This window comes from Mesorhizobium sp. M8A.F.Ca.ET.202.01.1.1 (assembly GCF_004791595.1).
Lineage (GTDB): Bacteria > Pseudomonadota > Alphaproteobacteria > Rhizobiales > Rhizobiaceae > Mesorhizobium.
Genome location: NZ_SRUN01000209.1, coordinates 1 through 312, shown reverse-complemented (window position 1 = coordinate 312; position 312 = coordinate 1). Strand labels below are relative to the sequence as shown.

At 68.6% G+C, this 312-nt stretch carries 1 protein-coding gene; it reads right to left on the bottom strand.

Annotation, left to right across the window (positions count from 1 at the left end):
- Positions 1 to 19: 19 nt before the first annotated feature.
- A partial coding sequence (locus tag EN845_RS34525; RefSeq protein WP_135931322.1) for a diguanylate cyclase occupies positions 20 to 312 on the bottom strand: 293 nt, incomplete at its 5' end.

Sequence of the window (312 nt, the reverse complement as noted above, 5' to 3'; positions counted from 1 at the left end):
AAGCGGCGGTTGTTATCGGTCAGGCGGTTCGCGGGGCCGCCTGCAGGATGATCGCCTCGCTGCCGGGTTCGCCGACCACGCGGTCGCGCCCGCTCAGCTTGGCCTTGTAGAGGCGCTGGTCGGCCAGCGCGAAAATGTCGGCCAGGGAGCGCGTCGTTTCGCTGACGGTGGAGACGCCGGCGCTTACCGTGAGGTTGAAGCGGGCGGTGTGCGCCGATGCCTTGGCGGCATTCCTGATGGTCTCGCCGAGCAGCCTGGCGGGCGCGTGCGACTGATGCGTCAGTATGGCGAATTCCTCGCCGCCGATGCGGA